Origin of the sequence: Puia sp. P3, assembly GCF_050632245.1 — a bacterium.
Classification (GTDB): domain Bacteria; phylum Bacteroidota; class Bacteroidia; order Chitinophagales; family Chitinophagaceae; genus Puia.
In genome coordinates, this window is sequence record NZ_CP192583.1 from 3,553,503 (window position 1) to 3,576,577 (window position 23,075).

At 53.8% G+C, this 23,075-nt stretch carries 25 protein-coding genes and 1 pseudogene; 12 read left to right on the top strand and 14 right to left on the bottom strand.

Annotation, left to right across the window (positions count from 1 at the left end; genetic code table 11):
- Positions 1-10: 10 nt before the first annotated feature.
- From ACQ86N_RS21700 to ACQ86N_RS21715, 4 genes are all read right to left on the bottom strand, one after another.
- Positions 11-1,930 (bottom strand): hypothetical protein, encoded by a 1,920-nt coding sequence (locus tag ACQ86N_RS21700; RefSeq protein ID WP_431216932.1) that lies wholly within the window; start codon positions 1,928-1,930, stop codon positions 11-13.
- A 137-nt stretch (positions 1,931-2,067) separates the two neighbouring features.
- On the bottom strand, positions 2,068-2,574 hold the full coding sequence (locus ACQ86N_RS21705) for a sensor histidine kinase (RefSeq protein WP_431216933.1): 507 nt from the start codon (positions 2,572-2,574) through the stop codon (positions 2,068-2,070).
- Positions 2,543-3,475 carry a GAF domain-containing protein gene (locus ACQ86N_RS21710; protein WP_431217537.1) on the bottom strand — a complete coding sequence of 311 codons (933 nt, stop codon included), beginning with the start codon at positions 3,473-3,475 and terminating at the stop codon, positions 2,543-2,545. The genes ACQ86N_RS21705 and ACQ86N_RS21710 overlap by 32 nt, the downstream gene beginning before the upstream one ends.
- A gap of 36 nt (positions 3,476-3,511) precedes the next feature.
- A complete protein-coding gene (locus tag ACQ86N_RS21715; protein ID WP_431216934.1) occupies positions 3,512-3,760 on the bottom strand; it encodes a hypothetical protein in 249 nt (82 codons plus the stop codon).
- 681 nt (positions 3,761-4,441) lie between these two features.
- Here ACQ86N_RS21715 and ACQ86N_RS21720 point away from each other — a divergent pair.
- From ACQ86N_RS21720 to ACQ86N_RS21740, 5 genes and pseudogenes are all read left to right on the top strand, one after another.
- Positions 4,442-5,209, top strand: coding sequence for a hypothetical protein (locus tag ACQ86N_RS21720; protein ID WP_431216935.1), 768 nt, complete (start codon positions 4,442-4,444; stop codon positions 5,207-5,209).
- 7 nt (positions 5,210-5,216) lie between these two features.
- Complete coding sequence (locus ACQ86N_RS21725) at positions 5,217-5,885, top strand: Type 1 glutamine amidotransferase-like domain-containing protein (RefSeq protein ID WP_431216936.1); 669 nt, start codon at positions 5,217-5,219, stop codon at positions 5,883-5,885.
- Positions 5,886-5,937: 52 nt separating this feature from the next.
- Entirely contained in the window at positions 5,938-6,456 is a 519-nt protein-coding gene (locus ACQ86N_RS21730) for a Dyp-type peroxidase domain-containing protein (protein ID WP_431216937.1), read from the top strand.
- Positions 6,371-6,972, top strand: a pseudogene (locus ACQ86N_RS21735) (Dyp-type peroxidase). The gene ACQ86N_RS21730 and the pseudogene ACQ86N_RS21735 overlap by 86 nt, the downstream one beginning before the upstream one ends.
- Positions 6,965-7,771: a family 1 encapsulin nanocompartment shell protein gene (locus tag ACQ86N_RS21740; RefSeq protein ID WP_431216938.1), complete on the top strand. Its 807-nt coding sequence runs from the start codon at positions 6,965-6,967 to the stop codon at positions 7,769-7,771. The pseudogene ACQ86N_RS21735 and the gene ACQ86N_RS21740 overlap by 8 nt, the downstream one beginning before the upstream one ends.
- Before the next feature lie 17 nt (positions 7,772-7,788).
- Here ACQ86N_RS21740 and uvrA read toward each other — a convergent pair whose 3' ends face one another.
- Positions 7,789-10,296, bottom strand: coding sequence for an excinuclease ABC subunit UvrA (uvrA, locus tag ACQ86N_RS21745; protein ID WP_431216939.1), 2,508 nt, complete (start codon positions 10,294-10,296; stop codon positions 7,789-7,791).
- Positions 10,297-10,326: 30 nt separating this feature from the next.
- Between uvrA and ACQ86N_RS21750 the strand changes: the two genes are divergently transcribed.
- Positions 10,327-10,767, top strand: coding sequence for a GNAT family N-acetyltransferase (locus ACQ86N_RS21750; protein ID WP_431216940.1), 441 nt, complete (start codon positions 10,327-10,329; stop codon positions 10,765-10,767).
- Positions 10,768-10,888: 121 nt separating this feature from the next.
- Positions 10,889-11,560 carry a hypothetical protein gene (locus tag ACQ86N_RS21755; protein ID WP_431216941.1) on the top strand — a complete coding sequence of 224 codons (672 nt, stop codon included), beginning with the start codon at positions 10,889-10,891 and terminating at the stop codon, positions 11,558-11,560.
- A 78-nt stretch (positions 11,561-11,638) separates the two neighbouring features.
- Here ACQ86N_RS21755 and ACQ86N_RS21760 read toward each other — a convergent pair whose 3' ends face one another.
- On the bottom strand, positions 11,639-11,884 hold the full coding sequence (locus ACQ86N_RS21760) for a hypothetical protein (protein WP_431216942.1): 246 nt from the start codon (positions 11,882-11,884) through the stop codon (positions 11,639-11,641).
- Positions 11,885-11,974: 90 nt separating this feature from the next.
- Between ACQ86N_RS21760 and ACQ86N_RS21765 the strand changes: the two genes are divergently transcribed.
- On the top strand, positions 11,975-15,049 hold the full coding sequence (locus ACQ86N_RS21765) for a beta-L-arabinofuranosidase domain-containing protein (protein WP_431216943.1): 3,075 nt from the start codon (positions 11,975-11,977) through the stop codon (positions 15,047-15,049).
- An 8-nt stretch (positions 15,050-15,057) separates the two neighbouring features.
- Here ACQ86N_RS21765 and ACQ86N_RS21770 read toward each other — a convergent pair whose 3' ends face one another.
- The 7 genes from ACQ86N_RS21770 to ACQ86N_RS21800 form a co-directional block, all read right to left on the bottom strand.
- Positions 15,058-15,576, bottom strand: coding sequence for a TlpA family protein disulfide reductase (locus ACQ86N_RS21770; RefSeq protein WP_431216944.1), 519 nt, complete (start codon positions 15,574-15,576; stop codon positions 15,058-15,060).
- A gap of 39 nt (positions 15,577-15,615) precedes the next feature.
- Positions 15,616-16,026 carry a hypothetical protein gene (locus ACQ86N_RS21775; RefSeq protein ID WP_431216945.1) on the bottom strand — a complete coding sequence of 137 codons (411 nt, stop codon included), beginning with the start codon at positions 16,024-16,026 and terminating at the stop codon, positions 15,616-15,618.
- Positions 16,020-16,607, bottom strand: coding sequence for a hypothetical protein (locus tag ACQ86N_RS21780; RefSeq protein WP_431216946.1), 588 nt, complete (start codon positions 16,605-16,607; stop codon positions 16,020-16,022). The genes ACQ86N_RS21775 and ACQ86N_RS21780 overlap by 7 nt, the downstream gene beginning before the upstream one ends.
- Before the next feature lie 278 nt (positions 16,608-16,885).
- Positions 16,886-17,152 carry a response regulator transcription factor gene (locus ACQ86N_RS21785; protein WP_431216947.1) on the bottom strand — a complete coding sequence of 89 codons (267 nt, stop codon included), beginning with the start codon at positions 17,150-17,152 and terminating at the stop codon, positions 16,886-16,888.
- Between the two features lie 78 nt (positions 17,153-17,230).
- Complete coding sequence (locus ACQ86N_RS21790; RefSeq protein ID WP_431216948.1) at positions 17,231-17,509, bottom strand: response regulator transcription factor; 279 nt, start codon at positions 17,507-17,509, stop codon at positions 17,231-17,233.
- A gap of 3 nt (positions 17,510-17,512) precedes the next feature.
- Positions 17,513-17,821 carry a sensor histidine kinase gene (locus ACQ86N_RS21795; RefSeq protein ID WP_431216949.1) on the bottom strand — a complete coding sequence of 103 codons (309 nt, stop codon included), beginning with the start codon at positions 17,819-17,821 and terminating at the stop codon, positions 17,513-17,515.
- Positions 17,751-19,517, bottom strand: a complete 1,767-nt coding sequence (locus ACQ86N_RS21800; protein ID WP_431216950.1) for a tetratricopeptide repeat-containing sensor histidine kinase — start codon at positions 19,515-19,517, stop codon at positions 17,751-17,753. The genes ACQ86N_RS21795 and ACQ86N_RS21800 overlap by 71 nt, the downstream gene beginning before the upstream one ends.
- Positions 19,518-20,092: 575 nt before the next feature.
- Here ACQ86N_RS21800 and ACQ86N_RS21805 point away from each other — a divergent pair.
- The 4 genes from ACQ86N_RS21805 to ACQ86N_RS21820 are packed head-to-tail and all read left to right on the top strand — an operon-like array spanning position 20,093 to position 22,357.
- A complete protein-coding gene (locus tag ACQ86N_RS21805; protein ID WP_431216951.1) occupies positions 20,093-20,761 on the top strand; it encodes a hypothetical protein in 669 nt (222 codons plus the stop codon).
- Complete coding sequence (locus tag ACQ86N_RS21810) at positions 20,758-21,057, top strand: hypothetical protein (RefSeq protein ID WP_431216952.1); 300 nt, start codon at positions 20,758-20,760, stop codon at positions 21,055-21,057. The genes ACQ86N_RS21805 and ACQ86N_RS21810 overlap by 4 nt, the downstream gene beginning before the upstream one ends.
- A 39-nt stretch (positions 21,058-21,096) precedes the next feature.
- Positions 21,097-21,711: an outer membrane beta-barrel protein gene (locus ACQ86N_RS21815; protein ID WP_431216953.1), complete on the top strand. Its 615-nt coding sequence runs from the start codon at positions 21,097-21,099 to the stop codon at positions 21,709-21,711.
- Between the two features lie 4 nt (positions 21,712-21,715).
- Positions 21,716-22,357: a hypothetical protein gene (locus ACQ86N_RS21820; RefSeq protein ID WP_431216954.1), complete on the top strand. Its 642-nt coding sequence runs from the start codon at positions 21,716-21,718 to the stop codon at positions 22,355-22,357.
- Between the two features lie 232 nt (positions 22,358-22,589).
- Here ACQ86N_RS21820 and ACQ86N_RS21825 read toward each other — a convergent pair whose 3' ends face one another.
- Complete coding sequence (locus tag ACQ86N_RS21825) at positions 22,590-22,967, bottom strand: hypothetical protein (RefSeq protein ID WP_431216955.1); 378 nt, start codon at positions 22,965-22,967, stop codon at positions 22,590-22,592.
- Between the last annotated feature and the right edge of the window lie 108 nt (positions 22,968-23,075).

Genomic DNA, 23,075 nt, shown 5'->3' on the forward strand with positions numbered 1-23,075 from the left:
CATTCGTCGATCATCGGACCAGCACCGCCGTCCCTCTTTTCAAAATAACCCTACCGGTATAATCCGTCCCTTTCACCACCCATAAATAGGCATTGCTTTCCTGCAATATTCCACCAATCCTGCCGTCCCATCCCTGCCCAGGCTGAGAGGTGCTGTAGACGAGCTGTCCCCACCGGTTGAAGACGCGGAAATAGTCAAGCGACGCAATACCCATGCAGACGGGCCGGAACAGGCCGTTGCTACTCTTTCCAGGCGTAAAAGCGGTGGGCACAAAAATATCCGGCAGCGTTTCCGCTATAGTCACCTTAACACTGGCGGAGCCATAACAGCCAAAACTATCGGTCGCGGTCACCTGATAGTTCATGGTTCGTATCTCGGAACCATATATAGCAACAGGATCCGCTACGTCAGGATTACTGAGATATAGGGGCGGCGACCACTGGAAGGAGCTCTTGTACGGGTCGCTGCTCGTCGCATTGAAATGCAGGGGCTGATTGACCACCACCAGCGTGTCATTGCCCGCACTCACCTTAACGGGTGGTACAATATTCACTGTGAAGGTGTCGCTGACCGGTATGGGACATCCCTCGTTGAGGACGGTAAAAATATAATCCGTCGTTTGCTCCGGAGCGGCAACGACCCCGACGCTGAACGGCAGGCCGGGTATATTGCCCTTGCTTGCCCCGCCCAGCGAACCGCTGCCCGTCCAACTATAACTGGTCCCGGTGGTAACGAGTGCGTGCAATGGCGTGGCCCCGCCATAACAGACAGTCGTATCCCGGGGATCGATGGCTACCTGCGGAAGAGCCCCTTTATATAGCTCGACGAATAAACTATCGGTTAGATTCGCGCAGCTGTTCTTCTCCCTCGCGACTATCCACCCTGCCTGCGGGCCGACGCCCACGGTGATCGTATTGCTGTTGCTTCCTGACTCGATGGTCCAGCCGGGAGGCGCCGACCAGTCATACGACGCATCCCCCAGCGAAGGGATGGAATATTTCGCGACGGCATTCGCACAGGCTTTGGAATCCCCGCTGATCTGCAGCCCGCCGCAAACATCTCTCAGCGCAAAATAGGCGTAGGCAAAATGCCCGCCCGGTACACAATTGTCGGCCTCGAACGTCAGCGTCACTTCCTGACCCCGATAAGGCGACAGATCAAAAGTCACTTCGGTCCAGCCCTTTGTCCAGACGTCCTGCAGGTGCTGCCCCGCAGCCCCGGGATTCCGCGCCTCATTTGGAGAAGGAACTGGACTCGGGGTGAATCCATTCGCCCTCGCCGCTGCAGAATCAAGCCCGCCATTGGTCGGAAGAAAATACATAGGCGAAGCACACAGGATGACCCCGCCCGGCGTGCTCACGATCGCCCGGGCCATAGGCTGATTCTCCGAAGTATGCGTTCCGTTCTCCAGCACCATGGCATAGGCATAGGTGATCGTATAAGGCAGCGTGGGAGGGCCGGCAGGAACACTGATGAGATAGCTTATCCCGCGGACATAACCGCCCTGCGGGCCGTTGTTGGTCTGATTCTGCTGTCCGCCGGACTGATCGTCCATCTGCTGGCGCTGGGCAACCGACGTCGAACCCAACAGAACCACATAATGATATGCATATCCATTGATGGTCGGGATGGTAGGGAAGTCGCCGAAGGGATCAGAACTCTGTCCAACGACGACCTGAATGCCGTTGACACTTGGAAGATTGTACTCCGGGAGCGCGTTGGCCCCCACTACACCCATATAGTCATACCTCACCCTGATCGCTTCAGGTCCGTTGCCATCCTTGTTATTACCTGTATAGGCGAGCCATTGGCTAAGGTTGCCTTCTGAAAAATTGAGATTGACCGGGCAGGACTGGGCTTGCCCCGCGGAGGATAGCGAAGATATTCCAGCAAAAACCAGTAAACAGAACTGCTTTCCCGGCCAGGTCATAAGTAGAAGTTTGGCAATCTCCTCTAAAATTACCTGAATACAAACGAAGAAAACAACCCAACCGTCGGGGGATTTGGAAGATTTTTTACTGATTTGATTTTCAATGGCTGACGCGCCGCCAAATACTCCTGCCGCGGCTAATTTTGGCCCGAGAACAGATACGGAAGGGTAAAGGTAAAAACCGCCCCCTGCCCGTACTGACTTTTCACATCGATCGTTCCCCCGTGCCGGTGGATGATCTGCGCCGAGATATACAGTCCCAGCCCCATACCCGGAAACCGGTCCATATTATTCGAGGTTACCCGGAAGAACCGGTCGAAGACTTTGTGCAGATCCCCTTCCGGTATGCCATATCCTTCATCCTGGACGCTTACCCGGATGCCATCGGCGAACGAACTGCTGGCCACGGTCACCGTGGTCTCACCGGGGGAATACTTGATCGCATTGGACAAAAGATTGGTGATCACCTGCCCGATCCGCTCCCCGTCCGCCATCACCGGATCGGCAGCCCTTAATTGAAGATCGAACCGGTGGGAAGTGGTATGCCGGATTTCCTCTACCCTTTCCCTCAGCAGCTCGTCAATGTTCACGGATTCGATCGTCAGCTGCAGCTTACCCTCGGAGATCTTCGTGGTATCCAGCATATGATTGATTAGGGTAGCGAGGCGGTTGACCTGCGCGTTTAGCCGGATCAGCAGATTTCCCCTTGTCCGAACTCCGGTCTTCAGCCAGTTCCGTCTGCACGATCTGCGCATAGGCCTTGATACTGGTCACCGGCGTCTTGAGTTCGTGGCTGGCCGCCCCGATGAACTCATCCCTTTGCCTGAGCAGCAACCGCAGCTGCAGCTCCCGCTCGTGCAGAATTTGTTCAGCAGTATGTCTCGAGATAATGATCGCCGCCGCATGCGCGATCACCTGCGCCAGTTCGACCTCTTTCGACTTCGGTTCGCGTGGTTCGGGAAAATACAGCGCAAAAGTTCCGACGACAGGACCACCTTCCGTTCGTACAGGAAAGGACCAACTGGCCCTGATATGGTGACTACGGGCCAGTCCCCTCCAGGGTTCCCAGCCGGCATCCGTTTCTATATCGGGAGTGATCACCGGTAATCCGGTACACATCGTCAGCCCACAGCCTATAGAATCGTCGCCCACCACAAATCCTTTGATATCCTGGGCATATTCTTCCGACATACCCGCCACCAGGTGAAGACCCGCTTTATGCTGGGGGACCATAAAGAACGCCGCCCTCGCCCCATTACCGATCTGGCCTGCCGCCGTCCGCACCAGAACTCCCAGCGACTCCGCGATCGGCCTTCCGTTCATCGCCGCCTGAAAGGCTTCTTTTTGGCCATTCAGCAGCTCCTGGCTCTGGCGTAGCGCCCCTTCCGCCCTGGCCCTCTCTACGGCAGCCCAGGTCCTGTCCGCCGTCTCCCTCACGAAGACAATTTCGTCCGAAGTCCATTTCCGCGGAGCATCCTGCTGTATACCCAACTGCGCCACCAGCCGTCCGTTTTTTATGAGCGGCACACCAATAAAAGCAAGAATTCCCGCGTGACTGCAAGCCCCCTTTTTCCGCTTCGCTCAACCCCTCGCCTCCCGTACGTCTTCGACCGCGAGCGTCTCGCCGTTCACAAATCCTTCGATGATCGCGGGAAACGCATCGGCAGGGAACCATCCCTCCCGCGCTGAAAATCCCGGTTTGACATAATTATTCAAAATAGTATATCCTCTGCCGTCGGAGTCGAACTCCGCATAGAACGCGCGGATGGCGTTGAGGTACTCCCCGGCGACCCGGGTTGCCGTCCGCTGGATCTCCATCGGATCGGACAACAGTCGCAGCGCATCGGCAAGCCTGAGCAGGTATTCCTGCAGCCGCTCCCTTCGTTTGCGTTCGGTGATATCATCGAAAAAACAGCTACCTGGTGGGACTCGGGCCGGTCAAACGGGATCGCAAATACTTCATACCACACCCCGCCTGCAACATGCGCCGCCTCGTTCTCAAAATGAAGCGGCCTGCCCGTTTTTACTATATCGCCATAGATCCGGAACCAATGCTCTTCATGGTTAGGCTGCAACTCCTTCATTCGCTTACCCACCACATCCTTCAAACCGGTTTGCTTTTCAAACACAGGGTTCACCTCCAGAAATATATAGTCCCGCCCCACTCCATTTTCATCGAAGATCACCTCGATGATACAGAACCCTGGTCCATATTGTTGAAAAGAGTGAGGTATTTATCTGTTGCTTTTTGTGTCGCACTCAGCAGCTCGCGTTCCGACAGGCCCATGACAGCAATTTAATTTAAATATTACAGATTTTATCGATTTAACCCGCAAAAACTATAACTTAACCAATCAACACCTTTCCATGAAATACACCCCGCTTTTACTCTACAATGTTTCGGTGCGTACCCATAACCGGCAAATGTCACAAAAGACCCTTTAAATGTCGCAATCGCCCCTCACCGCTGCCAGGCAGATGCCGTAATTTGACGGAGCCAAAAACTTCGTTATGAAATATCTACTGCTTTGCGCCTGCTGCGTACTCCTTTCTGTCCGGAGTTCCGCCCAAAATCAAGCAGGCTCGGAACTGGACAAGATGCCCGCGGACCTCGAAACGGAATTTGCCCTGAAGGCGCTGCCGCCACAGCTGCGGCCCGCCGCCACCGTCTATTTGCTCGACCCCGCAAAAGGTTACTATATCGGCCGCAAAGGCTCCAACGGATTTATCTGTTTTATCGCAAGGACGAATTGGGAATGGGCAGAATACCGGAAGGACGTTTTCGCTCCTATCGCCTACGATCCCGAAGGCGCCAGAAAGATCTTTCCCATGTACCGCGACGCAGCGGCCATGCGCGCCTCCGGAAAGTTTACGCCGGCACAGGTGAAAGACACAATAGTAGCCCGAATCCACAGGGGAATTTACAAGGCTCCCGCGACCGGCGGGATCTCGTATATGCTGGCCCCCGTCATGCGGGTATACACCGGCAAGCCTGGTGACAACAATGTCAGCACAATGAACATGCCGCACTATATGTTTTATGCTCCCTATATAACGGATTCCGACGTCGGCACCGATCCGAATTCCCAGAAAGGTCCCTGGCTGGTCAATTCCGGCAACAGCGTTTTGGGCGAGCGAAAAGGACCCGAAGGCTATCTTATCATGCCCGCAGACGAAGCGGCGACGGCAAAAATAATGGCCGACGGCAAAGGCCTGTTGAAGCGCCTCGCAGACTATAGCTCCTACTTCACGAACGACGCACACACGATGCACCACTAGACTGACTATGAAACTACTTCTTACCTCCGCCGGTATCAGCAACCCCAGCATCCACAAAGCACTTACCGACCTCCTCGGCAAACCCGTCAGCGAGGCAACTGCACTATTCGTTCCCACAGCTATATACGGAATCCCCAACGGCGGCAACATCGTACGCGGAGTGATTTGTGGAACGCTGGGCGACCCGTTCTGCGAAATGGGCTGGAAATCGATTGGATTGCTCGAACTCACCGCACTGCCCACCATGAAGCAGGAACTCTGGGTTAGCAAGCTTTGGGAAACCGACGTCCTCCTCGTCGGGGGAGGCGACTGTCAGTATCTTACGTACTGGATGAAGCAATCCGGGCTCGCCGGCCTCCTTCCCTCTCTGTTACAAAAGATGGTCTACGTCGGTCTCAGCGCCGGAAGCATGATCATGACCCGGTACGGAACGACCTACGGCAACCACACCCTTCCCGCCGGCGCCGGCAAATCGCTGGGGCTGGTCGATATCGCGATCCACCCTCACCTGGACCACGAGCAGTTCCCGGAAAACTCCCTCGCCTGTCTGGAGCAACTGGCCGCTACCCTACCCATGCCGTCGTACCTGATCGACGACCAGACTGCTGTAAAGGTGGTCGACGGCGCCATCGACGTCGTCTCTGAAGGACACTGGCAATTGTTTACTCCTGCGTAAGCGAAGAAACCGTAAATTCGCGAACGTATGTCGATACATACATAGCCAATTTATGAATGCAGAGCCGCAAAACGTGCTGGAAAATACTGGTAACAATACGATCTTCCTCGTCTGGAATTTTAAAAAGGACCAGGAGGTAGGGGCCGTCTTTCAAAGGATTTGTGCATTGGTCATCAACCTCAATAACTCGGGCGAGACGCGATTCCCCGATGCTGGGGCCACCTGCGTAATGGGCATTGGATACGACGCCTGGCTGCGCCTGGGCCTTCCGGCTCCCCTGCCAAAGGAACTGGAGAATTTCGAGCCCATCGCCGGCAGGAAACATACTGCCGTGTCTACCCCGGGCGATCTGCATTTCCATATCAGGGGGAAGCTCCAGCAGTATCTGCTACGATATGGCTGCCGTCCTCGCTCAGGCGCTGGACCAGGTGGCCGTCAGTACGGAAGAGGTGCACGGATTCCGGTACTGGGACGGTCGGTCGATACTGGGTTTTGTCGACGGCACAGAAAACCCCAAAGGCGAAAAGCGTGCTTTTTTTGGACTGATCGGGGACGACGATCCCGCCTATAAGGGGGAAGCTATCTGTTCGTCCAAAAATACATCCACGACCTGAAGGCATTCAAAGCCCTGCCCGTCGAAGAGCAGGAAAAGGTATTCGGAAGATCCAAAGCGAATGACGTCGAAATGACGGACGAACAAAAGCCTTCCAATTCTCATTCAGCACTGGCCAATGTCGGCGACGACCTCAAGATCGTCCGGGACAATCTGCCGTTTGGGAATATGTCTACCAACGAAATGGGTACTTATTTCATTGCCTACGCGAGTAAGTTCAGCACGGTAAAAAAGATGCTGACAAATATGTTTATCGGTTCGCCGGAAGGCAACTACGACAGGTTGCTGGACTTCAGCACCCCAAAGACGGGAAGCCTGTTTTTTGTCCCTTCGGCATCCTTTTTGAAAACTATCGCATCGGGGACGCCCGATCCCGTCCCGCCTGCCGGGAGAGCAATTCAGGGAGCCGGATCGCGGGTGGGCGACGGGTCATTATTGATCGGATCACTAAAAAAAGAATCAGGATATGAATAATCTTTATCGGGAGCTGGCCCCTGTTTCAGACGCAGCCTGGGACGCAATAGAAGAAGAAGCAAAGCGTACGCTCAAACGCCACCTGGCGGCGCGTCGCGTAGTGGATGTCGAAGGTCCGAAAGGCGTTGATTTTTCGGCAGTCGGCACGGGCCATACCCAGGGGATCGCCGCCCCGGGCGAAGGGATCCAGGCCCTGCGGCGCGAGGTGAAGGCGCTCGTGGAACTTCGCGTACCTTTCGAACTCTCCCGCCAGGCCATCGACGACGTCGAGCGCGGGGCAACGGATTCAGACTGGTCGCCGGTAAAGGACGCCGCGCGCACCATCGCCTTTGCAGAAGATAATTCGGTCTTCGAAGGATACGACGCGGCAGGGATCCAGGGCATCCGTCAGGGCAACAGCAATACGGCATTGAAACTTCCTTCCAGTGTGAGAGGCTATCCCGATGTCGTCGCTCAGGCCGTGAGCCAGCTGCGGCTTGCCGGCGTCAACGGTCCCTATACACTGGTGCTCGGCTCCGACCCCTATACGGCCGTCTACGGCGGCAGCGACGAAGGCTACCCTGTCCTGCAGCATATACATCGCCTCATCGACGGGGATATCATCTGGGCCCCGGCCATCAAGGGCGGTTTCGTCCTCTCCACCCGCGGAGGCGACTTCGAACTGGACCTCGGTCAGGATATCTCCATCGGTTACCTCAGTCATTCCGAAACCACCGTCAGACTCTACCTGCAGGAAAGTTTTACCTTCCGGCTGCTGACGACGGAGGCCGCGGTGGCGCTCTCTCCTGCAGAGAAATAGGCCAGGCGCAATCTGGGCTAACCCGCAATTGCGCGCCGGAGATAAGTCGCCGTCTTATTGCCCTTTATTTTTGCCACTTCAGCCGGCGTCCCCTCAGCTACGATGCGCCCGCCTTCGTCACCGGCACCCGGCCCAATATCGATAACCCAGTCGCTTTTCGCAATGATATCCATATCATGTTCAACGACAATGACGGTATTGCCCGAGTCCACGAGCCTGTTCAACTGGATCACCAGCCGCTGCACATCTGCCGGGTGAAGACCCGTCGTCGGCTCGTCGAGAATGTACAGCGTCTGCCCCCGCCCCGGCCGCTGCAGCTCGGTCGCCAGCTTGATCCGCTGTGCCTCGCCACCCGAAAGCTCCGTAGCCGGCTGACCCAGTCGCAGATAGCCCAGCCCCACATCATGCAGCATATCCAGCGACCGGATGATCGTTGCGTCTTCTGCGAAGAATTCACGGGCTTCGTCGACGTTCATACGCAGGACCTCCGCGATATTCTTATTCTTATATTTCACTTCCAGCGTTTGCTCGTTGTAGCGCGTTCCCCCGCATACCGGACACGGAGCATAGACACTCGGCAGAAATAGCAGCTCCACCATTACAAAACCCTCTCCTTCACAGTTGGGACAACGGCCTTTGCCTACGTTGAAGGAAAAACGGCCAGCATCGTAATGACGCGACTTCGCCAGTTTGGTAGCGGCAAATAATTTACGGACACTGTCAAACAAGCCTGTATAGGTAGCCAGATTGGACCGCGGCGTCCTTCCAATGGGCTTTTGATCGACCACAACAAGACGTGTCACGCTCTCCAAACCTTCCGTTATCTTCCCTTCGGGAGCCGGATTATCTTCCTGCTGCAATAAATCGTCCTGCTCGTCATGCGCAATGGGCTCATGACCCAGGTAGGCCGCTACCAGCTGCACCAGGACCTGGCTTACCAGACTCGACTTCCCTGACCCCGAGACGCCGGTCACGGCTGTCAAAACACCCAGCGGGAATGCGACGTCCATCTGCCGGAGATTATTGTGGTTGACCCCCGCGACCCTCAGCCAGCTGCGCGGCTGACGGAAATTCGCCTTTCCGTCTTTTTTCACGGCGAAAAGATGCTCCCTCGTGTGTGACGCTGCGATGTCCTTCAGTCCTTCCAGCGGACCGCTATACAGGATTTCACCGCCGCGCTCCCCGGCTTCAGGGCCTACATCTACAACCCAGTCGGCATGACGGATGACGTCCGGCTCATGCTCCACCACGAAGATTGAATTGCCCGAAGCCTTCAGCCTGTCCAGCGCTCTTAGCAGGGCCTCGGTATCGGAAGGATGCAGTCCTGCAGACGGCTCGTCAAGCACATATACCACTCCAAAGAGATTGCTCCGTACCTGCGTCGCCAACCGCAGACGCTGCAACTCACCCGGAGACAAGCTCGGCGTGCTCCGCTCAAGCGTAAGGTATCCCAACCCCAGATCGAGCAGCACACCCAGCCTCGCCACCAGGTCGGCGGAGATTCGCTGCGCCACCAGCAACTTTTCACTCCCGGAATTCACTGGCGTTTCAGCATAAGGCCGAAACAGTCCCAGCAGGTTCCTGATCGGCAGTCTCGCGATCTCAGCGATATCCAGCCCGGCGAATTTTACGGAGAGCGCCTCCGGCCGCAGCCGCTTGCCCTTACAGGCTGGGCATTCCGCAGCAATCATATACGCCGAAACCCTCTTCTTCATCATAGCGCTCTGCGTATTGGCGAACGTGTGCAGCACATAACGTTTTGCGCCGGAGAAAGTGCCCATATAGCTTGGGGCGAGTTTTCGCCTGATCGCCTGTTTCACCTCTTCCCGGGTAAAGCCGGCATATACGGGTACGGTAGGAGTCTCGTCAGTAAACAAAATCCAGTCGCGGTCTTTTCGCGGTATATCCTTCCATGGAATATCGACGTCATATCCCAGTGTCGTAAGGATGTCCCGGAGGTTTTGCCCCTGCCAGGCACCGGGCCAGGCCGCTATTGCCTTCTCCCGTATGGTCAGTGAGTCGTCCGGCACCATGGATTCCTCGGTAACGGAATATACTTTCCCAAGTCCGTGACAGACAACGCAGGCGCCTTCGGGAGTATTGGGGGAAAACGATTCGGCATACACGATAGGCTGCCCCTTCGGATAATCACCCGCACGCGAATACAGCATCCGTAGTAGATTGGAGATGGTCGTCACAGAACCCACCGACGACCGGGTGGACACACCCCCTTTCTGCTGTTGCAGCGCAACCGCCGGCGGTAAACCTTCCACTGCGTCGACCATCGGCACAGGCATCTGATGAAACAGCCGCCTGGCATAGGGCGAAACGGACTCCAGATAACGGCGCTGCGCCTCCGCATACAAAGTACCGAAAGCCAGTGAAGACTTTCCAGACCCCGACACACCGGTAAAGACCACTATAGCATCCCTCGGGATCCGTAGGCTAATATTCTTTAAATTGTGCTCACGGGCGCCCCTAACGGAAACAAATCCACCGTTGAGATTATTGACTGGCTGGCTCATAACGGCGATACCTCAAATCATATGCCTTTTATGATAATTCAAATATTCACCGATTCCAACTTTCGCCTGATCCAAAGCCTTGTCGCCGAATCAAAACAGGAATGCTTCGAATTCGTGCAACGGACCATCGATGACTGGAATAGCGGCGCCAACCGCTTTTCCCGCGACGGAGAAGGCTTCTGGGGCTTGCTAGCCGGCGACGAATTGATCGGGATCGGCGGCCTCAACATCGACCCCTACACCAACGACTCAGCCATCGGCCGCGTCCGCCACCTGTATATCCATCCCGCCTGGCGCCGGCAGGGCTGCGCCTCCCTGCTCATGACCACGATCATCGAACAGGCGCGTCATCACTTCCACACACTCCGCCTCTTCACCGCCAACCCAGCCGCCGCAGCCTTTTATGGAATATTAGGGTTCCAGCATCTGTCTGGCCATAAACTAAGCCATGTGCTGATCCTTACGCGCTAAGGCGGTCAACCTATGTTCCAAATCCGAACAGAGGGACAGCCGTGGCCAAACCCAACCGGTTGATTAGTACTGTTTTACTTTTTGGCATTTAACTGGCGTATTAATATTTAAACACTTTACTATGAGACAGAAAAATATCCTGATGCTGACTGTTCCTATTTTTTGCTTTTTTATGCTTCGCCCGGGTCCTGCAGACGCCAATGCAGCGGTGCCGCGGCAAATAACGGACACCACCATCAGCCCCGGCGACCTCAAAGCTTTCGAGGGCTATTATAAAATGGAAGATATGTATCTCCACATTACAGCGTCCTCCAACGGCCTGGTATTGGAACAAATGTGGGATAACCAGAAAATCTCCTTTTCTCCCCGGACAGGCCTCGATTTCACAAACGACGACGGCAACTTCCCCCTGAAATTCACAAAAGCCCCCGACGGCTCGATCACCCAGGTACTGGCATTTAACAGGGACCTCTGGACAAAAACCAGAGACTACAAACCCCTGGTGATAAAGGAAGTTCAGCTGAAGGCCAGCGAACTGAAGGCACTGGAGGGTAAGTATACCATGCAAACCGACAACGGCGACCAGGCCTTCATCCAGATCAGGGCGACCGACAAAGGAGTCATTCTCAGACAGGGATGGGATAATCAGGAGGTTCCGTTCATAGCGACATCCGACGTGGACTTTTATTGCAAGGAAAGGTCGTTCCCGTTGAAGTTCACAAAAGACAAGGAAGGGAACGCGACGCAAGTGCTGGCATTCAAGCGCGATCTTTGGAAAAAAGCGAAGGAGTAAACGCTAGTTTTGAAGTCCCGCTTCACCGGTCGCAACATCGATCGTGTCGGACAATTGTAGCACGTTGCCCATAAACGTTCAGTTCATGAGGTCCTTACTTCTATAGCCGCTGACATATTTGTAGTTGGTATCGAGATTGGTTCCCCGCTGTTCGCCATACCAGTAATAGACGCCGTCGATCCTGATGATGCCCCCGCCGTGCGCCTGGATATGCTGTCCTGCGGAATCGGGCCAAACAGCCCCGGGGTCGATAAATACACGCTGGGCGAAGACGCCCGTCCCCATGAGAAACAAAATAGGCAGAAGACCCAACTTTCTCATCATACCTGTTAATATCAGTTGATTATTCGCTAAAATAGACATATAATCGCAAACCGCTTCCCCCTATTTTTATGTGTCATTTAAACTATTAAAATGCACAAATTATTCATTCGGGTCATTCTTTTCGCCGCTGTTTTGACGCAGGTTGCGGGCGCCGCTCAGGCACAGAACGGAGACCAGATCCTGGACGGCATCGGTGAAACGGGTATGGTCGCCCGCTACACATTTGACGGCGACCTTAAAGACTGGTCCCGGAATAATTTGCACGCAAAAACCCAAAGCGAACCCCACAGTTTCGTCAATGACAAGCGGTTTGGAAAGGTGTTGTCTCTCCCAGGCGACAACAATTCGTTTATCACTATCCCGGCCGAGGCGTTAAATGACCTGGAATCGCTCAGCATCTCGGCATGGGTCCTCCTTCGTTCGAACCAGCACGGCCAGCGGATCTTCGATTTCGGCAAAGACGCCAGGAGCCATTTTTTCGCAGCCCCGGTCGGGACATCCACTCAGGATGGCTTCCAGGCCCTGATCACCGAAGGAAAGGCCAATGAAAAAGGAGCCGTTTCTCCGGCGATAGAACTGAACAAATGGGTCCATCTGGTCATCGTAATAGATATTCCCTCAAAATCGATGACGACCTACGCTGACAGCAGGCAGGTAGGCGAGTCAAAGGATATACCAAAGGAATTGACGACTGTGTTCGGTCCGCAGCAAGGGGAAAAATTGCTTTATATCGGAAAATCACTGCTGCCTGGAGACCCCGGTCTCAATGCCCTGATACACGATTTTCGTATCTACCGGATTCCCCTGACCGGAAGCCAGGTCGCCGGCATCTACAACAACGCCCTGAAAGGCAGAGGCCTGAATGAAGGCGTGGTGAATACCACGGGTCGCCGGGCAGAGGAGCCTCTTCCCAAATTCCCGCCAACCGAAGCCGAGCTTTATAATGCTTATCTTGTTCAGGTATCCGACGTACAGGTTGAAACAGAGGTTGGAAATTTGCCCCGCCTGCCCAGTTATGTACCCGGAACATATAAGGATGAGATGAAAGGCAAAGGCCCCAAAGTACGGGTGCTTTGGCCCGCTGATACCGACAATACCGCCGTACTACACCCCGGACGCTATACCGTCGTAGGCCGCGTCGCAGGAACCAGTTTTCAGCCAAAAGCAGTCGTCAAAGTAACGGCGTCAAAGAGATCAGCTACGCCGGTATTACAACTGGCAGCATTTGATTTGGACAAGGTCTTTTTAAAACCCAATGCCCTGGGCCACGAAACCCAGTTCATCAAAAATCGCGATAAATTCATAAAGACACTGGCAACAACCGATCCCAACTCCTTTCTTTATATGTTTCGGCATGCCTTCGGCCAAAAACAACCTGAAGGCGCCAAGCCACTCGGAGTCTGGGATAGCCGCGACACCAAATTAAGGGGACACGCCACGGGTCACTATCTTTCGGCGATTGCCCAGGCCTATGCGAGCACGGGATACGACAAGGCACTCCAGGCGAATTTCGCCGGAAAAATGGAGGCAATGGTCAATACCCTCTATGAATTATCTCAGTTATCCGGAAAACCGAAAGAAGCGGGCGGCCCCTACGTGTCCGATCCGGCCGCGGTGCCATATGGCCCCGGAAAATCAGCCTACAGCTCAGACCTCAGCGATACCGGCATCCGGAACGACTATAACAACTGGGGAAAAGGCTTCATCAGCGCTTATCCGCCGGATCAGTTCATCATGCTGGAGAAAGGAGCGAAATACGGCGGGCAGAAGACCCAGATCTGGGCGCCCTACTATACGCTGCACAAAATTCTGGCCGGTTTGTTGGACGTATACGAGGTTAGCGGGAATAAGAAAGCACTTGACATAGCTATGGGCATGGGTGACTGGGTGTATGCCCGCCTGAGCAAAGTGCCGACCGATACGCTTATCAAAATGTGGAATACCTACATCGCCGGTGAGTATGGAGGCATGAACGAGGTGATGGCCCGCCTGTACCGGTTGACCGGCAAACAGGACTACCTGAAGACAGCGCGCCTTTTTGACAATATTCGGGTGTTCTTTGGCGATACCGCCCATTCCAATGGTCTGGCCAAAAATGTGGACATTTTCCGCGGCCTGCACGCCAATCAGCACATACCACAGATCATAGGAAGTATGGAAGAGTACCGGGACTCCCACGACCCGGAATACTATAAAATAGCCGATAACTTTTGGTACAAGGTCGTCAATAATTATATGTACAGCATTGGAGGGGTTGCCGGCGCAAGCAATCCCAACAACGCGGAATGCTTTATCAGTCAGCCGGGAACACTGTATGAGAACGGCTTTGCCGCCGGAGGCCAGAACGAGACCTGCGCCACCTACAATATGCTCAAACTGACCAGCGACCTGTTCCTTTATGATCCGCGGGGAGAGTTGATGGACTACTACGAGCGTGCACTATACAACGATATCCTGGCATCCGTAGCCGAAAACACACCGGCCAATACCTATCATATTCCGCTGCGGCCCGGGTCGATCAAACAGTTTGGAAATCCGAATATGACAGGCTTTACCTGTTGCAACGGCACGGCGCTGGAGAGCAATACCAAGCTGCAAAATTCGATTTATTTTAAGAGCAGGGACGACCAGGCGCTCTATGTCAATCTGTACATACCCTCTACGCTGGATTGGACCGAACGGCACATAACGGTAGACCAGACGACCAACTATCCAAATGAAGACAATACCCATCTTACCATCAAAGGCAGTGGAAAATTCGACATCAACGTGCGTGTACCGGGCTGGGCCACCAAAGGGTTTTTTGTTAAGATCAACGGCAAACAGCAGAACCTTCCCGCCAAACCCGGCTCCTATCTAAAGATCAGCCGCACCTGGAAAGACGGCGACACCATCGAATTGAAAATGCCCTTCCAGTTTCACCTCGATCCGGTGATGGACCAGCAGAATATAGCCAGCCTGTTCTATGGCCCCATCCTGCTGGCAGCCCAGGAGCCCGAAGCCAGAAAAGACTGGAGGAAGATAACCCTCGATGCTGAAGATGTCAGCAGATCGATCAAAGGCGACCCTCAGCAGCTGGAATTCACGGTCGACGACGTGGTCTTCAAACCGTTTTATAAGACATACGGACGTCACTCCGTTTACCTGGACGTCAAATTGAAATAGGTCCGCGGTCAAATCCCCTTCAGCGACCGAAGGTATCCCGCCATTTCCGGATCTGACGGTCTTGTCAGATCAGGGTCGATAACTCTCCCTTCTTTATCCAGTAGTACAAACCTCGGGACCCTGGCAACCTTCAGTGCCCGCAGGACGGCCAGATCGGAAACATGCCACTGCAGCCTTCCGTCCATATGGTGTCGTACTATCGCGTTCTTCCAGTTGGGAATTTGCTCGTCACAGGAGATACTGACAAACTCGATATTCTTTCCTTTAAAAACAGTCTCCAGCTTTTCTATATAAGGCGCCTCATACATACACTGTCCGCACCAACTCGCCCAAAAATCCAGCACCACATATTTCCCCTTCAAACACCCGAGGCTTACCGGCGACAAAGCCGTATCGACCATTCCAAAATCCGGCACTTCGTTTATATCTGGATCGCCGCTCAAATAGGCCCTGACGGCCTGGTCGTTCGTCCCGGTGCCCTGCGCCCGGCCAGCCAGAGGCCCCGATAGCCAAATCAGAACGAACATCGACACCAACCCCAGTTTATTCATGTTATTTTCTTTAAGTTAGTGCTCCGACTGTCCGGGTATCTCAGGTACACCCGGGTCATCCAGGATCTGAACTGCAGTACCATCCCCAACCTTTTGCCAATCATGTAATACCCAAACCACCTTTTTGTCCCTTGTAACTTCAATAAGCTGCGGGCCCGTACCCTTTTTACCGCGCGACGCAAAAATTGTATTTCCATTATCCAGCCTCGTACAGGTTTGAGGTGCCGAAGTAAATTGGTATTCGGACGGCAAGTCGGTTTTGCAATCGAACTGCCATATAGTTTCGCCTCTTGCGTTGACTTCGACCGTCCGATCGTCCGCTTCATCGGTTATCAGGGTGTTGCCGTTCTTCAGGCGCAGCGCAGCCCGAGGGTCGCCTGCTTTTGTAACTCCATATTTCTTTGAAGTTGCGATTGTATTCAACAACACGTCCCATATTTAAAAACGAAACAAGATACGTCCCCTGAGCAGTAAAACGGGCCCGTCTGAACTGCGGATGAATATCTCCGAGGATCAGCCGGTTGTTTATAAGGAAGTTCATGTTCAACTTCAACTTTTCCCGTTTTAATGTTGACAATAAATAGTTTGGGGGGGAGGCCATTTACTACAAACATAACTTTGTCAGATCCGATTGGCTGACAAGTATGAACTTCGGTATGTTCAGGGCCTTTGGAATTATTACATTCATATCGCCAGAGTATTTTCTTATCGGGCGTCATTAATGCAACGTATTGCATCCGGCTGAATAAGATATTACCGTTTGAAAGCATCCATACATCGTCATATTCCGGCCCCCTGCCGGTATTGTAGGTCCAGATTACTTTCCCATCCTTCACCAGTGACATCCTGTTGCAGTTCTCACCTATATACAACATCGGGTGCTGGGCCAGGCCATTTCCCGGAAGACTAGCAGGCGACACCTCTGCTGAAGGGATAAGAGGCGCCAATTCTTCTTCGGGCGCCATGGCCGGTACGCCGGCCTCCGTGAAGAGATGGAGTACATCCATACAGGGAGTTGGCATGTCCCCCTTCTGACCGTAACTAAAGGCAGATAGGATGCCGAATGTCGCCGCCAATGTCAAAATCCCCCATACGGCGGCGTTAGTTTTTTCATGTGCAATGTTTAATATTTTCCATTGTCATTCCTGCTATCTATCCACAATTTATGTGTAATCCCGCTGGGAACAAAATCCATATGCGCGCTGGGCCTGGCAAATTCCGCATATTGTATCTTCAAAAACTCAGCACCATCGGTGCCGGCATCATGCTCCCGGCGGAACCCCTCTCACACCAACTTATGCTCGACCGCAAACCGGATCAGCATCGCCGTATTTTTCACGTTGAGTTTCGCGATAAGGTTCTTCCGGTGTGAATCGACCGTAAAAGGACTAACGAACAATTTCTCTGCAATTTCGGGATTCGTAAACCCTTCCGCGATCAGCGAAAGGACCTCCCGCTCCCGACGGCTGATGACGGGCAGCGCCACGAGGAGCGGATCTTTGGTATTGTTGCAGCGCTTCCGCCACCTCGCCGCTGAAATAGATGCAGCCATCGGCCACGGCATGAATAGCTTTCAGCAGGTCTTCCTTCGGGGAGTTCTTCAGGATATAACCCGACGCGCCGTTCTCCATCATCTTTTTGATGTAAAGTCCCTGATTGGACGTGCTGAGTCCCAGTACGAAGATCCCTGGATATTTTCCTTGACAACGGCGCAAAGATCGACGCCGTTCATATCCGGGAGATTGATGTCCATCAGAATGATATTGGCGGTGTTGTGCACAAAATAGCCGAGGCAGGACTGCGCATTCATGGCATGCCCCGCCCACTCGATATCCTTTTCATGCTGCAGCAGCGAATGGATTCCCTCGATAACAACAGGATGATCGTCGACTATAAATACACGGATCATAAACTATATAGTGAATTCTATGGTGACGGAAGTCCCTTTGCCGGCTTCCGAATGCACATCGATCTTGCCTTTCAGGTATTCTACCCTCGACCGGATATTCGTCCAGCCCGCGCCTTTGTTTCCGGCCAGAATGCCCGTATCGAAACCCCGGCCATTATCCTCTACCAGCACGTTCAGCCGGGTATCCTCGCGCACCAGTTGCACAAGCACCTCTGTGGCAGCGGCGTGCTGAGGATATTGTTCAGCAAGCTTCCTGCACGATCCGGTAGACGATGATCTCCGGCTGGCTGTCCAACCGGCTCCCGAACCCAAAGGATTGATATCTAACGGTCAACTGCCGGGTGTTACTCACCGACTGACAATACTCCCGCAGGGCCTCGTCGAGGCCGAACTTCATCAGCATCTCGGGCATCATATTGTGCGCGACCCGCCGTAACTCGCGGATGGAGGAGTCGATCATATCCAGCGATCGCTCATACACGGCGATATTGTCGGGAGTGACGATGAGATTCTCGCGAATATTGCTCAACGAATACTTCACCCCAGAGAGCATGCCGCCGAGTCCATCGTGAAGGTCCTTCGCGAGACGACTCCGCTCTTCCTCCTGCCCCCGCAGCATGGCATTCACCGCCATCAGCTGCTTATCCTTTTCCAGCTGGCCGATGGTTTGCTGCTGCAGCTGTTGCTTCTGCCTGTAGTTGCGATAAATCAGGAATCCGAGCAGCAGGAGAAATCCGATGGACCCAAAAAGAACATAGTTGAGGGTAGACTGGTGCTTTATCGACAGCGTCTGCAATTGCTTCTCCCCCTGTAGTCGATCGATCTCCTTCTCCCGCTCCGCAGCCTGGTATTTTGCCTCGATACCGGCAATGGCGGTCTTCGATTCGATGCTCTTCAGGCTATCGCCGATGGTGTCGGCCTGCTTTAAATACAAATAGGCCTGCGCCTCGTGATGGGTGTTTTCCTCGACATTCATGAGATCGCGAAGGATAAGTTGTTTTTCTTTCAGGATCCCATTTTCGTTCGAAATGGCTAGTGCCTCCGACAATTCCTTTCGGGCGGCATCGTATTCTTTCATCTCCAGATGGCATTCCGCCAATGCCCGGGTTTGGGAGCAAAGCTTGAAGGGACTGCCCAGTGTCCGGGACGCCGTCAGTGCCTTACCATAATCTTCTACCGCCGCCGGGTACCGGTGGAGCTTTCGATTTAGATAGCCCTGCTTGGAATAGTAATTACTATTCAGCCCCGGCTTATCCAGCTTTTCGACGATCGGCGCGGCCTTATCCAGATAGACCTGGGCCGGGTCGACGCGGCCCAGACTGACAAGATCATCCGCCACATAGATATAGGCCATGGCAAGCAACTCCTCGTTGCCATCCGCCAGTCGGTAAGGGATCCCGGCCTCATCATATTCAAGCGCCTTGTCTATTTGTTTGAGATCGTAGTAGACAGTAGAAATATTGGCATAGTAGGTAGCGATCGCCTCGTTCTTTTTCGGATCGTCAGATTCCTTCCAGGCCTTCATCGCTTCAAGATAGGCGGCGATGGCTTCCCTGAACTGCCCGTTTGCCGCCAGGACATTTCCTTTCTGTCCCTGACAAGTAGCGATGGACAACAAAGTCTGCGCAAGGTCCAGCCCGGTCGGCTTCTGCGAGAGATGTTTCCCAAACCAGAAGATCGCACTGTCCTCAAGTGAAACGACACCGGCCGACCGGAGGCTTTGCACCATCTTGGCCTTTTCTGCATAGTAGTCGCCGATGTAGTACAGGTAATGCATTTTTTCCGCCAGGATCCGCTCGGCATCGAGATACCGCCAACCCTTTACCGTATCGTAACCGAAATATTCGACGGCAAGATTCCCGAGCAGCGCCAACCGGAACGTGTCGTCCTTTGGATGCCTGAGATCATTTTCCATACTGTCGATCCTCCTGTTTTGAGCGAACACGGGTTGCGCAACCAACAGCAGCAGACAAAGCAGTATCCTGATATGGACCGGAGGTTGAAGCATGGGGAATCGCAGCCCGGTGGCCGCTTACTAAAATTAGTCAATCCCTTTGCAGCTTTCTAATAATCCCGCAAAAATCACTGTTTCGGGGGAATTCCGGCGACGCCGGCCGCATTCCCCGTTTCGGGTGATGGCAATGGCCTTTTCGGGAATCTATCTTTAACCCGACTTTGAAATAAATGGACGGATATGAAAAATATATGGCTGATCCACCTTCTTCTTCTTAGTCTGGCGAGCCGCGGACAAACAACTCCCGCCAATGTCGACAGCTCGGCAATCGGTAAACCCATTGGCGATATCGTCACAAAAACCATCGGCCCCGACGGCGGGACGATCGGTTCGGCGGACGGTTTGATGGAATTAAATTTTCCCCCGGGTGCCCTGGCGGCCTCAACCACCATCGGCATACAACCCATCGGGAATACATCGATCATGAACGTCGGGAAGACCTATGCCTGCACACCGGACGGCATCCACTTTCAAAAGCCCGTACAATTGATCATCCACTATGCCGATAGCATGGCGAAGGGCATCGCTGCCTCTATTCCTACTATTCGCTGGCAGGACAACAGCGGACGATGGAGTATCGTGGAAAAGATACGTCCCGATTCCGTCGCGCACACCCTCACCGGGGGATCGAACATTTTTCCAACTACAGCGCTGGCACCAGTTTCCGGATCTTTCCGGCGACCGCCAGAATAAAGACCGGAAAACAGCAGCTCTTCCGCCTGGTGATCAGCGGCGTCTATCCTGATGGCAAAAAATATAATGGACGTGATAAGGACAGAGATTATTGGAAAAACCATACTGTCCAATGGTCGGTCAACAGGGTTGTGGGAGGAGACAGTAAGATCGGGTACATCACACCTGGCGCGCCGCCTGATGGGAATAGTGCACTCTATTTTGCCCCCGCCGTGCTGCCGCCGGCACCCGTGGACATCATAGCAAAATACATAGGGTACGTTCCCTTGGCGGATGGATCATTTGCGGAGAACGTCGTTGTGGTAGCAACCGTCGATATCTATGATGAATTTCATTACACGTTCACCGGTCGCAACAGGCTGGGCCATTTGCTAATGATCGATTCTTCGGCTTGCGATATCCAGGTCGCCAGTTCTGGCGCCGTCGGCCCGGCCAATATCCATAACTATCCCCCTGGAGCGACTGGCCGGCGACGATCGGTAAGTGCAGCTATGACTATCCGGACAAGAACGGATGGAAAGGCATGGTGGAAATCGAAGGAATGAGCAGCGCTGACATCCGGAAGCCCAACGACGATCTTTCCAGCACTTCGGTCGGAACTAAGATCCGAATCAACCTAAAACCTGCACTCGGCAGCTCGCCGCCATATACCATTCATTGTAAAGGTTCCAGCACAAAAGTTCCCCTTTGTCCCGTGCCGGCCAGCCCATCGAATATTCAGCTCGAAATACAGGCCGACTGGAACATTTGGGTCGGGTATGGTCCGGTTGGCGGAGTGAATGTTTATGAAGACAACCGCGGCGATATGGCGTTTAGGCTCAGCGTGTCGCGGCTGCCCTGAACCATCCCAAAGCTATTTCTCAACCTTAAAGACAGTCATATGCGAAAACTCCTGTTTTTCCTCACCTTCGTTCCAATCCTGGCACAAGCCCAGATCGGCATCAAGGCCGGAGCGAATTTCTCCAATGTCACCAGCGCCGCACAGATCAGTCCGGGAAACCGGGCGGGTTTTGTGGCCGGAATCTTTCTCGCCCCGAATACCAAAGGAATTATCGGCTCGCGGACGGAATTGCTGTTCTCGCGGCAAGGGTACAATTATGCGACGGGTACCAGCAGCGGGAATGTCAATCTCAGCTACCTGGTGATCCCGCAATACATGACGATCAATATCACCCGGTTCGTGCAGATCCAGGTGGGCGGCCAGATGGCCTTTTTGCTGAATGCAAAAGGTGACAGCAGCACAGCCTCCGGAAACAAGGTGCCCTATGGAAACGTCATGAGTTACTATAACAAATTCGACTACGGCTTTGGCGGAGGGATAGAACTGCATCCCGTTGCGGGATGGATCATCGGGGCCCGCGTCAGCATCGGGCTGGCCAAACTCTACAGTTCGCTGCAGATGGGTCAAATGCCGGCCTTCTCCGCTTCCGATGCGAAGAACAATGTCGTCCAGGTCTTTACCGGCTGGAAATTCGGTGGTAACAGCAAAAAATAATGATATGAAAAAGGCAGCACTCGCATTCATCGGCGTCCTTGGCTTCGGCCTGGCCACCGTCGGGCAAGATTACCCGAACCCGGAATTCAATAACGAAGTATATGCTTTCCAAAAAGACAGTAGCAAGCTGTTCCGCCTGGAAAAACAAACCGCGACCGTCGAGAACAAGACCTCCATCGTCAGCGGCTCGAGGGTGGAATACAATATCGATGCGGTAAAGGCCACCGTCCGGCTTGGGAATATCGATCGGCTCAGTTTTGTCTTCTGGACGGGCGCCGCTGCCAGCGGCATTGCGCCTGGTGTCGCACCCGGCAGCCGCGGCGACAGCATGATCCGTGCCAGCGGCGTCGACCCCTCCCTGCTGAACGTGGGCGGGGCCAACTCACCCGACAATTTATCTCTCTACCGGATGGATGCCGCGAAAGGCAGGCGGACAATCCTGCTCGTGAAGGCCGGCGGCTACTTCAGTAAGAAAGGTGGCGAAAGCGAAAAATACAGCCTCAGTACAAAGCGTATCAGGGAAGGGTATTTCGAGATGTTCGTGGATAAGAAGCTGCCTCCCGGCGAATATGCCTTCGTGATCAGGTCTCAGGGAATGGATATGATGCGGGGCGGCGTAACCCTTTTTTGCTTTGGAGTCGACTAGGACCTTAATACCTGACTGTCGAACCGCTACCTGCGAAAAAGACCACTATTGCCAAAACCATGGCGCAAAGCCCGATAATGATACAAATGCCAAGTATCTTAAAATAGGTGCGCAGACTGCTGAAACCCCTATTGGTACTGACACTGTCCATGGCGTCTATTCCCTTGATCGGGGTTACCGCAAAATTGAAAAAAGGAAATATCTGCGGATCTGCCCTGCGGCAACCTTTATGCTAGATCGAAAAAGAATAAATTCCTGAATCCGACGTATTTCCCGCTCTATCGGTAGTTATCACCCTCCAATAATAAGTCTTGAACGGAAGCAGGGTGAATGTCATCGTACTTTCGGGAAGGGTCTTCACCTTCGTAGTCGCGTTCTTATCATCCAGACAGATCGTGTAGAACGCGATGTCATCGTCGACATCCGTCGCGGTCCACTGAAACGAAACGCTCACGGAGTCCATGCCGGATGACGGGACGACGGCGTTGGATGCGGGTGCGATGATGGTCGCGGGGAAAGGTGCATAGCTGGAGCTTGCATTGCCTGCTACATAGAACTTCCAAACGGCACTCGGGGAAGTGGCGGATGTCCTGCCCGACTTCGACACCACATACCAGGGAATAGGGCTGGGCCTTGCTTAGCACTAGGTCCTTTGATACACCGGATACGGAATAGATATTCTGCTCGGCGTTGTTGAGATTTTTCACCACGAGATCAT